11 protein-coding genes are annotated in these 9,393 nt (G+C 71.4%); 4 read left to right on the top strand and 7 right to left on the bottom strand.

What is annotated here, in order from left to right; genetic code table 11:
- Nucleotides 1-26 precede the first annotated feature (26 nt).
- Entirely contained in the window at nucleotides 27-611 is a 585-nt protein-coding gene (locus tag ACWCPI_RS07505) for a Uma2 family endonuclease (RefSeq protein WP_451037186.1), read from the top strand.
- Nucleotides 612-618: 7 nt separating this feature from the next.
- On the opposite strand, the gene ACWCPI_RS07510 is transcribed toward ACWCPI_RS07505, so the two are convergent.
- A complete protein-coding gene (locus ACWCPI_RS07510) occupies nucleotides 619-1,539 on the bottom strand; it encodes an AEC family transporter (RefSeq protein WP_451037187.1) in 921 nt (306 codons plus the stop codon).
- A gap of 165 nt (nucleotides 1,540-1,704) precedes the next feature.
- On the opposite strand from ACWCPI_RS07510, the gene ACWCPI_RS07515 reads away from it, so the two are divergent.
- Entirely contained in the window at nucleotides 1,705-2,091 is a 387-nt protein-coding gene (locus ACWCPI_RS07515; protein ID WP_451037188.1) for an STAS domain-containing protein, read from the top strand.
- Here the strand turns inward: ACWCPI_RS07515 and ACWCPI_RS07520 are convergent.
- The 3 genes from ACWCPI_RS07520 to ACWCPI_RS07530 form a co-directional block, all read right to left on the bottom strand.
- Nucleotides 1,975-2,991: a sigma-70 family RNA polymerase sigma factor gene (locus ACWCPI_RS07520; protein ID WP_451037189.1), complete on the bottom strand. Its 1,017-nt coding sequence runs from the start codon at nucleotides 2,989-2,991 to the stop codon at nucleotides 1,975-1,977. The two genes, ACWCPI_RS07515 and ACWCPI_RS07520, sit on opposite strands and share 117 nt — an antisense overlap.
- Before the next feature lie 222 nt (nucleotides 2,992-3,213).
- Nucleotides 3,214-3,573, bottom strand: a complete 360-nt coding sequence (locus ACWCPI_RS07525) for an ATP-binding protein (protein ID WP_451037190.1) — start codon at nucleotides 3,571-3,573, stop codon at nucleotides 3,214-3,216.
- 137 nt (nucleotides 3,574-3,710) lie between these two features.
- Nucleotides 3,711-4,874, bottom strand: coding sequence for an adenosine deaminase (locus ACWCPI_RS07530; protein ID WP_451037191.1), 1,164 nt, complete (start codon nucleotides 4,872-4,874; stop codon nucleotides 3,711-3,713).
- A gap of 159 nt (nucleotides 4,875-5,033) precedes the next feature.
- On the opposite strand from ACWCPI_RS07530, the gene ACWCPI_RS07535 reads away from it, so the two are divergent.
- Nucleotides 5,034-5,795 carry an alpha/beta hydrolase gene (locus ACWCPI_RS07535; protein WP_451037192.1) on the top strand — a complete coding sequence of 254 codons (762 nt, stop codon included), beginning with the start codon at nucleotides 5,034-5,036 and terminating at the stop codon, nucleotides 5,793-5,795.
- A gap of 69 nt (nucleotides 5,796-5,864) precedes the next feature.
- Here the strand turns inward: ACWCPI_RS07535 and ACWCPI_RS07540 are convergent, their stop codons facing one another.
- Nucleotides 5,865-6,827 carry a LysR family transcriptional regulator gene (locus tag ACWCPI_RS07540; protein WP_451037193.1) on the bottom strand — a complete coding sequence of 321 codons (963 nt, stop codon included), beginning with the start codon at nucleotides 6,825-6,827 and terminating at the stop codon, nucleotides 5,865-5,867.
- A gap of 63 nt (nucleotides 6,828-6,890) precedes the next feature.
- Here ACWCPI_RS07540 and ACWCPI_RS07545 point away from each other — a divergent pair, with 63 nt between their 5' ends.
- Nucleotides 6,891-8,165 (top strand): MFS transporter, encoded by a 1,275-nt coding sequence (locus ACWCPI_RS07545; protein WP_451037194.1) that lies wholly within the window; start codon nucleotides 6,891-6,893, stop codon nucleotides 8,163-8,165.
- Nucleotides 8,166-8,229: 64 nt separating this feature from the next.
- Here ACWCPI_RS07545 and ACWCPI_RS07550 read toward each other — a convergent pair whose 3' ends face one another.
- Together ACWCPI_RS07550 and ACWCPI_RS07555 are read right to left on the bottom strand one after the other, a co-directional pair.
- Nucleotides 8,230-8,436 (bottom strand): PspC domain-containing protein, encoded by a 207-nt coding sequence (locus ACWCPI_RS07550; protein ID WP_388809121.1) that lies wholly within the window; start codon nucleotides 8,434-8,436, stop codon nucleotides 8,230-8,232.
- Nucleotides 8,437-8,523: 87 nt separating this feature from the next.
- Complete coding sequence (locus ACWCPI_RS07555) at nucleotides 8,524-9,081, bottom strand: VanZ family protein (RefSeq protein WP_451037195.1); 558 nt, start codon at nucleotides 9,079-9,081, stop codon at nucleotides 8,524-8,526.
- Between the last annotated feature and the right edge of the window lie 312 nt (nucleotides 9,082-9,393).

Below are 9,393 nucleotides of genomic sequence, written 5' to 3' on the forward strand. Positions count from 1 at the left end.
TCGGTGAAGCACCGATAGGAGACGCCATGAGGGCACTCACCGTGAGCGAGGACCCCGACCAGAACTGGGACGAGCTCGTCCGGTTCTGGGAGGAGATGGAATGGCCCGAGGGCAGCAAGGTGGAGATCATCGAGGGGATCATCACCGTGTCACCTGCTCCCGCGTCCCGCCACAACGTGATCGCGGCCCGTATTCAGCGTCGCCTCTACTCCGTGATCCCCGAGGACTGGGAGATCTTCCAGACACTGGCGATCGCCGTACCGTCCCGTCTGGGCATGCTCATCCCCGACCTGCTCGTGGCTCCCGTGCGGGAATGCGCGGAGGCGGACTCCCACATCCCGGCCGTCCTCGCCGAACTCGTCGTCGAGGTGACCTCCGAGTCCAACGCCCACCACGACCGCGTCAGCAAGCCCGCCGCCTACGCCACCGCCGGGATTCCGCTCTACCTGCTGATCGACCGCTGGGCCCCCGGAGGGCCCACCGCCACGCTCTTCGGTGAGCCGAAGGGGGACGTCTACCGTGTCCTGAGCGCCGTGAAGTTCGGTGACCCCATCAGGCTGCCGGAGCCCTTCGACGTGACGGTCGACACCGGCGAGTTCCCGGTCGACTGACTGGCCGTCAGCCCAGCAGTGCCGCCACCACCACCAGCACCGGCACCGACAGCACCGTCGACAGCAGGATCGAGTCGCGCGCCAGCCGCTCACCCACCCCGTAACTCGACGCGTACGTGAACAGGTTCTGCGCGGCAGGCAGGGCCGACGTCACCACCACGTCCAGCAGCGAAGCGCCCCGCAGGCCGAAGACCCCCGCCGCGAGCGCCCAGGCCGCCGCCGGCTGGCCCAGCGACTTCAGCGCGACCGACAGCAGGACCGGATGGCGGTCCGGGCCGCGGCCGGGCATCGTGCTGCCGCACAGGGAGATACCGAAGGCCAGCAGGACCGCCGGGACCGACATGCCGCCGATCAGGGTCAGCGGGTCGAGGACCGGAGCCGGGACCCTCAGGCCCGTCGCCGACACCGCCACGCCCGCCAGGGAGCCGACCGCGATCGGGTTGCGCAGCGGGGTGAGCAGCCGGTGCCACAGCGGGCCCTTCCCGCCCCCGCCGGACAGGTCGAGGATCGTCAGGGCGACCGGGGTGACCCCGACCAGCTGGAACAGCAGCACCGGCGCCACGAGCGACGCGTCTCCGAGCACGTACACCGCGATCGGGATGCCGAGGTTGCCGGCGTTGACATAGCTGGAGCACAGCGCGCCGATCGTCGTACGGCCCACGCCCCAGCGCCGTACGGCCCCCACCGCGACGAACACCCCGGCCGCCGCGGCCGTGCTCAGCGCCGTGACCAGCAGTCGGCTGGAGAAGATCACCGAGAGGTCGGTCCGCGCGAGCGTGGTGAAGAGCAGCGCGGGTGAGGCCACGTGGAAGGCCAGCTTGGTGAGGACTTCCCGGCCGTGCACACCGAGGTGGCCGCGCCGGCCGATCGCATAGCCCACCCCGATGACGACCGCGATCACCGCGAATCCGGTCAACACCCCCTGCACGGGACCTCCCTGGCGGGGAGAAGACCACAGTGGATCCGGGGAGGTGCTGATAGGTGGCGCATACAGCAAACCCTCCTGGGCAGGAGGGTCGCGGGTCAATGTGATCCCGGTCGGCGGACATCCCGCGCACGGACACCGGGTACCGGGCGAGGGGCCTGCCGTCCGATGAGTTCTGTGCCCCTGCCCGGTCTACCGGTCGTGGACGCCATGACACCCGCGGTACTCGTGCTGGCCGGCCCCGTCACCCGGGACGAGGTGGCGGGGCTGTGCGAGAGGGCGCGGGCGCTGCTGGAGGCCACCGGGGCCGGGGTCCTGGTGTGTGACGTGGGCGGGCTGGGGCCGCCGGGGCTGGGCGTCGTGGAACTGCTGGCGCGGCTTCAGCTGGCCGCGCGGCGAGCCGGAGGCCACATCCGGCTCAGGGACGCCGATCCCGCGCTACACGCCCTCCTCGACCTCGTCGGCCTCTGCTTCGAGGTGGAGGGGGAGGTCGAACAGCGGGAACCAACGCTGTGTGTCGAGGAAGCAGTGGAACCCGGTGATCCGGCCGTCTGAGATCTCCAGGACCTGGACCGCCCAGGGAGCGAAGCCGCCCTTCTCCGGGTCCGGCTTGTACTGGGCGAACCCCGGAAGCCCATTGACCTGCACCGGAACCAGATGCGAGCCGGCGCAGGGGGCGCCGAGCGTCGTCATGAAGCCGGTGATGTCCCGCGCACCCGTCAGCCACAGGTCGAACGGCGGCATCGTCATGATGGCGTCCTCGTGCAGCAGGGCCGTGAGCGCCGTCATGTCGTAGCCCTCGAACGCCGCGACATACCGGTCGAGGAGCTTTTGCTGCTCGTCGTCCAGCGGGTCGGAGACGGCCGCGTCGCCGCCCGGCTGCTGCTGCTCGGCGAGCGTGGCGCGCGCCCGCTGCAACGCGCTGTTCACCGAGGCGACCGTGGTCCCGAGCAGTTCGGCGACCTCGCTCGCCTTCCAGGCCAGCACCTCGCGCAGGATCAGCACCGCCCGCTGCTTGGGCGGCAGCTGCTGAAGGGCGGCCATGAAGGCGAGCCGGACCGACTCCTTGGCGACGGCCGCCTCGGCGGGGTCGTCGGTCGTGGGCAGCACCCGGTTGTCCGGCATGGGCTCCAGCCAGGTGTTGTCCGGGCGGGGCGAGAGCGCCGCGTGGGCGAGCGGCGTCGACTCCGTGAGGTCCATGGGTCTGGCCCGCTTGTTGCCGGCGGTCAGCATGTCCAGGCACACGTTCGTCGCGATGCGGTACAGCCACGAGCGGAGACTGGAGCGCCCCTCGAACTTGTCGTAGCTGCGCCAGGCGCGGACCATCGTGTCCTGCACCGCGTCCTCCGCCTCGAAGGACGAGCCGAGCATGCGGTAGCAGTACCCGGTCAGTTCGACGCGGTGTTTCTCCAGCCTGACGTCGAGGTCCGTCGTCGTCGCCGTACCGTCGCTCATCGTCCACCCACCCCTGTGGCCTGTCCCGGGGGCGCCTCGTAGCGCCCCACACTTCGGAAGCTACCGCAGCCCACTGACAACGGCCCCCGGAGCGGGCGAAGGCGCAGCTCAAAGGGTCCCGATGCCGGCTGCGGCCGCCGCGCACAGGGTCCCGGAACGCCGCTGGGGCGCACCCCCGCAGAAGGGTGCGCCCCAGCGGCGCGGGCCGGGTGCGACGACGGGTCAGGCGACCGGGAGGCCGTTCACCGGCAGGCCCTGGGTGGGCAGGCCGCCCTGCACCGGCAGGCCGCCGAGCAGTCCGGCGACCAGACCGGTCGGGCCTCCGGCGACCGCCTGCTCGGCAGCCGGCTGCGCGGCGGCGAGGCCGGTGGTCACCGCTTCCTGCCCCTGGGCCAGCCCCGCCGTGGCGGCGGGCGTCGCCTGGGAGAGGTTCTCGGCGGGGATCGACTTGGTCACGGTGTCCAGCGCCGTGCCGGCGGCCTCCGGGCCGACCGGTGCGGCGTTCGCGACGCCGGCACCCGCGGCGGCGAAGGCGGCACCGAGAGCGGCGACACCGAGGGTCTTGGCAGCAGACTGCTTCATGAAATGCGTCCTCGAAATTCGTTACGGGGTTCTGAGCGGTCCTCGACCGTAAACACGCCGCGGCTGCCGCCGCAAACATCGAAATGAGGACGGATTGTGAATGCCGTTTGCGCTCCGTGTACGCGCGGTCTCCCCGGTCAGTCCTGTTCAGCTGCAGAGTCGCTGGTAGACGTGGTCTGCTGGAAGAGCCACTCGGACTTGAGTTCGGCATATCCGGGCTTGATCACGTCATTGATCATCGCGAGTCGTTCATCGAAAGGAATGAACGATGATTTCATCGCATTGACAGAGAACCACTGCATGTCGTCGAGTGTGTAATCGAATGCCTCGACAAGATGCTCGAATTCCCGGCTCATGCTGGTGTGGGACATCAGGCGGTTGTCGGTGTTGACGGTGGCGCGGAAGTGCAGCCGCCGCAGCAGGCCGATGGGGTGGGCGGCGTAGGAGTCGGCGGCGCCGGTCTGCAGGTTGGAACTGGGGCACAGCTCCAGCGGGATGCGCTTGTCCCTCACGTACGAGGCGAGCCGGCCGAGCTTGACCGAGCCGTCGGCGTGCACCTGGATGTCGTCGATGATGCGCACCCCGTGCCCGAGCCGGTCGGCGCCGCACCACTGCAGGGCCTGCCAGATCGACGGCAGGCCGAAGGCCTCGCCGGCGTGGATGGTGAAGTGGTTGTTCTCGCGCTTGAGGTACTCGAAGGCGTCCAGATGCCGGGTGGGCGGGTGGCCGGCCTCGGCGCCCGCGATGTCGAAACCGACGACGCCGAGATCGCGGTAGCGGTTGGCGAGTTCGGCGATCTCCAGGGAGCGGGCGGCGTGCCGCATCGCGGTCAGCAGGGCGCCGACCCGGATGCGGTGGCCGTTCGCCCGGGCGAGCCGCTCGCCTTCCCGGAAGCCCTCGTTGACCGCCTCGACGACCTCTTCGAGGCGGAGTCCGCCTTCGAGGTGCTGTTCGGGTGCGTAGCGCACCTCGGCGTAGACCACCCCGTCCTCGGCGAGGTCCTCGGCGCACTCGCGCGCGACCCGGACGAGGGCGTCACGGGTCTGCATCACGCCGACGGTGTGGGAGAAGGTCTCCAGGTACCGCTCCAGCGAGCCGGAGTCGGCGGCCTCGCGGAACCAGACGCCGAGCTTGTCGGGGTCGGTCTCGGGGAGCTGGGAGTAGCCGGAAGCGCGGGCGAGGTCGATGACCGTGCCGGGGCGGAGCCCGCCGTCGAGGTGGTCGTGCAGCAGAACCTTCGGCGCTCGGCGGATCTGGTCCGAGCTCGGGGTGTGTGCCTTCGGGGCAGTCTCGCTCGTCATTTTCGAACTCTAAAGGCCTACCCGCGTAGATCGCTGGGTGACGGCACGGTCGCCGCTCGCCCGCCGCCGGTCGCGCACCGCGCTTTACGAATCCGTCGATACGTAACAGTGACCCCACGGACGGGTGGCGTACACCCGCACTTCTGACACTGTTCTGTCATGGCACAGCAAGCGACGCCGGTTCGCAGAGCCCGACTGGGCAAGGCGATCGGACCGGAGCCGACAGCGGTGAGCGGTGTGGTGCTCCTGCTTCCCGGCGGTGACGAGGTCTCACATCGCAAGCCGGCGATCTTGCTGGCGCCCTCGTATCTGCGGACACTGGGGCGCCGTCTGGCGCGGGCCGGGCGGGAGGAGGGGCTCGCCGCGCATGTCGTCCACTACCGGTTCCGCGGCTGGAACGGCAGCGACGCGAACCACCGCAGCGACGCGCTGTGGGCCGCCGACGAGGTCGTACGGCGCTACGGCGACGTTCCCGTCTGCCTCGCCGGGGTCGACATGGGCGGGCGGGCGGCCCTCCAGGCGGGCGGACACGAAGCGGTGAACTCCGTCCTGGCGATGGCCCCTTGGCTGCCCGAGGAGGATGTGGCGGCGTCGCCCGAACCGGTGAAGCAGCTCGGGGGGCGGCGCGTGATGATCGTGCACGGCACGAACGACGAGCGGACCGATCCCGAGTTGTCGTTCCGGTTGGCGGCGCGGGCGAAGAAGGCGAACCGGGAGGTGTGCCGGTTCGAAGTGCACTCCGATCGGCACGGGTTGCAGCAGCATCGGGACGAAGTCCTCGCGCTGGCCGAGGACTTCGTCATGGGGGTGCTGTTCGGGCGGGCGTTCTCGCGGCCGGTCGTGGACGCGTTCGCCGCTCCGCCGCCGCTGGGGCTGCGCATGCCGCTGGCCGCCGGATTCGGCAAGTCCTTGCGCCGGTAGCCGGGGCGGGGCGGCTGTCGGGTCGGCTGTCGGGCCCGCGGTGCGGATCGTCCGGTGGTTCCCCACTCGTCAGGCCGGCAGCAGGTTGCCCCTCCTGGACAGCAGGAACTTCTTGAAGGCCGCCACCGGGGGCGTGTCCGGGCGGTGCGCCAGCCAGGCCACGCCGATCTCCCGGGCCGCCCTCGGGGCCGTGACCGTCAGTTCGACCACCCCCGGCCGCGGGACGGTCGGCGGAGGCAGGAGCGCCACCCCCAGGCCCGCCGCGACCAGGCCCCGCAGTGTTTCCGCCTCCTCGCCCTCGAAGGCGACGCGCGGCCTGAATCCGGCCTCCCGGCACAGGTCGTCGGTGATACGGCGCAGGCCGTAGCCGGGTTCCAGCGTCACGAAGGTCTCGTCGGCCGCTTCCACCAGACGGATGCGTCTGCGGGCGGCGAGGCGGTGGTCGGCCGGCACGACCAGGCGGAGTTTCTGCTCGTCCAGGCGGCGGGCCACCAGGTCGGGAGCGTCCGGCACGGGGGACGTCAGGCACAGGTCCAGCTCGCCCGCCCGCAGACGCTCGATCATCGCCTCGCCGTAGTTCTGGACCAGGCTGAAGCGGATGCGGGGATGGTCGGCGCGGAAGGCGTGCAGGAGCTCGGGAACCGTCTCCGCGCCCATGGTGTGCAGGAACCCGAAGGCGACCTTCCCGGTGGCCGGGTCGGCGTCGGCCCGGACCTCGTCGGCGGCGCGGCCGATCTCGGTGAGGGCGCGTTCGACCGAAGCGAGGAAGGTGCGGCCGGCGGGGGTCAGGGAGACCGTACGGCCGTGGCGGGCGAACAGGTCGACGCCGAGGTCCTGCTCCAGGCGGACCATGGCACGCGACAGCGTGGACTGGGGCACCCGCATCTCCTGAGCGGCCCGGGTGACGTGCTCGGTGCGGGCGACACCGGCGAAGTACGCGAGGCGGGGCGCGAGCAGTCTCGACATCTCCGCCATGTCTTCTGTGTCACCGGACGGTGACAGGCGAGGCTGTGAGCTGTGTTGATGCACCATGGGAACGATTATGGCGAATCCATGCATTGGACGGATGAGTAGGGGCGTACGTAGCTTCGAAGCATGTCTCCCGCCAGTACCGGGGCGTCCACCCTCGTGGGCGCCGCGCACTCCGTTCCCTTCCTCGACTCCCGGATGGCCCCGGGCGGCCCCGGCTACCGCCGGATGAGCCTCGCCCTCTTCCTCGCCGGTGTCGCGACCTTCGCGCTGCTCTACTCCACGCAGGCCCTTCTGCCGTTGATCTCCGGCGAGTTGGGGGTCACGGCGAGCGCGGCGAGCTGGACGGTGGCGGCGGCCACGGGCGGGCTGGCGCTGTTTGTGCTGCCGATGAGCGCCGTGTCGGAGCGGTTCGGACGCCGTACGGTCATGACGGCGTCCCTGGCGGTCGCCGTGACGGTCGGACTGCTGGTCCCCTTCGCGCCGAACCTCACCGTCCTGGTCGCGCTGCGGGCGGTCCAGGGCGCGGCGCTGGCGGGACTGCCGGCGTCGGCGACCGCCTATCTCGCCGAGGAGGTCCGGCCGAAGGCGCTGGTCACGGCGATCGGGTTGTTCGTCGCGGGCAACAGCGTCGGCGGCATGAGCGGCCGGGTCGTCACCGGCTGGGTCGCGCAGGAGTGGGGCTGGCGGGTCGCCGTCGGGGTCGTCGGCGTGCTCGCGGTGGCCTGCGCGGTGGCCTTCCGGATGCTGCTCCCGGCACCGCGTCACTTCAAGCCGGGGTCGCTGCGGCCGCGGGTGCTCGTGCGGACGGTGCGGGGTCATCTCTCCAACCCGCTTCTGCGCCGTCTCTACGCCATCGGCGCGCTGTTCATGACGGTGTTCGGCGGCGTGTACACGGTGATCGGCTACCGGCTGACGGAAGGGCCGTTCGGTCTGCCCCAGGGCGTCGTCGGCTCGATCTTCCTGGTGTACCTGGTCGGCACGGTGTCGGCGTCGACGGCGGGACGGCTCGTGGGCCGGCTGGGGCGGCGCGGCGCGCTGTACGCCGCCGGCGCCACCACGGCGGCCGGTCTGCTGCTGTCCCTGGCGGGGTCCCTGCCGCTGGTGCTGCTCGGGCTGGTCCTGATCACCGGTGGGTTCTTCGCGGGCCACGCCGTGGCGTCCTCGGCGGTCAGCAGGACCGCCACGCACGGGCGGGCCCAGGCGTCGGCGCTGTACCAGTCCGCCTACTACGTCGGTTCCAGCGCGGGCAGCATGCTGGGCGCGGTGGCGTTCCACTCGGGCGGCTGGGCCGGGACCGTCGGGGTCGGGCTGCTGGCGGTGGCCGGGGTCGTGACGATCACGGTGTTCGGGACACGGGCGGCTCGCTTGCGGCGGCGGGAGGCGGTCACGGCCGCGTGAGCCGTGTGACACCACACTGCCCGGTGCGCCCCCGCCGACGGCGGGGGCGCACTCGTCTGCGCGGCTACCAGGCCGTGCGGGCCTTCGCCTTGTCCTCCGAGGGCAGCAGGATCCACAGCGCTGCGTAGAGCAGGAACTGCGGGCCCGGGAGCAGGCAGGAGACCAGGAAGATCACCCGCATCGTCGTCGCGGAGGTGCCGAAGCGCCGGGCCAGCGCGGCGCACACTCCGCCGATCATGCGGCCGTGGGTGGGTCGGGCGAGCGCGGTCATGGTGCGGCTCCTTCGCTTGACGTCGGTGGGAGGTGGATGCCTCGACTGACATCCACGCTACGGCGACGAAGCGGGCAAAACGTCACTCTACGGAGCTATCCCGACCCTGGGAATCGTCGGGGTCCGTCCCTGAGACAGCTCCTCCTGAGGGACCGTCGAGCGGTGCGCGCGCCGGGACTTGCGGCGGAGCCAGGCGCGGGAGGCGGGCACGATCGACGCGTGGGCCAGGGCCACGCCGACGGTGTTCAGGAGCAGGGAGTCGATGTCCACGACCTGGCCGGGTACGCCGGTCTGCAGCAGTTCGATGCCGAGGGAGATGAGGGCGGCGGCGGTGACCGTGCGGACCAGGGAGCCGAGGGGGGACGCGCAGATTCTGCCGTGTGCCATGGGGATGAGTACGCCGAGCGGCGCGAGCAGCGCGAGGCCCTCGGCGATACGTCGGGCGGCCTCCTGCCAGCCCAGGGCCAGGTCGGCCCTTATCCCGGCGAAGGGGTGGAGGTTGGCGGGCATCACCCAGGGGACGTCGAGCGGGCGCAGCGTGAGCCAGGCGACGAATGCCAGATGGGCGACCAGCAGGACGCTGCCCGTCACACGAAGCGGGTTGCTGATCGCGGCGCTGCCGCCGATGGAGCCTTGACGCTGCACGCCCCCCTAGACGCGCCCCCCGGCAGGATCGGTTCCGGGGGGCGGCGTTATGGGGTGAGGTGTCCGCCACAGGGGGGTGGGTTCGGGGTGATTCGTGGGGGCTGGGGGTGGTGGGGGTGTGTGTTGATGCCTGCGGCGCCTGTGCGGGGTGGGTGGGGGTGCGCGTGGATGCCTGCGGCGCCTGTGCGGGGTGGTGGGGGTGCGTGTCGCGCCTGCGGGGGGGTGGGTGGGGCGGGGCCGTGCCGGGGGGTGTCCGTCCTCGGACCGGCGGTTGGGGGTGCCTGACAAGTGCTGTTTCTTGACGCCGGTCAC

This window comes from Streptomyces sp. NPDC001920, assembly GCF_053594495.1.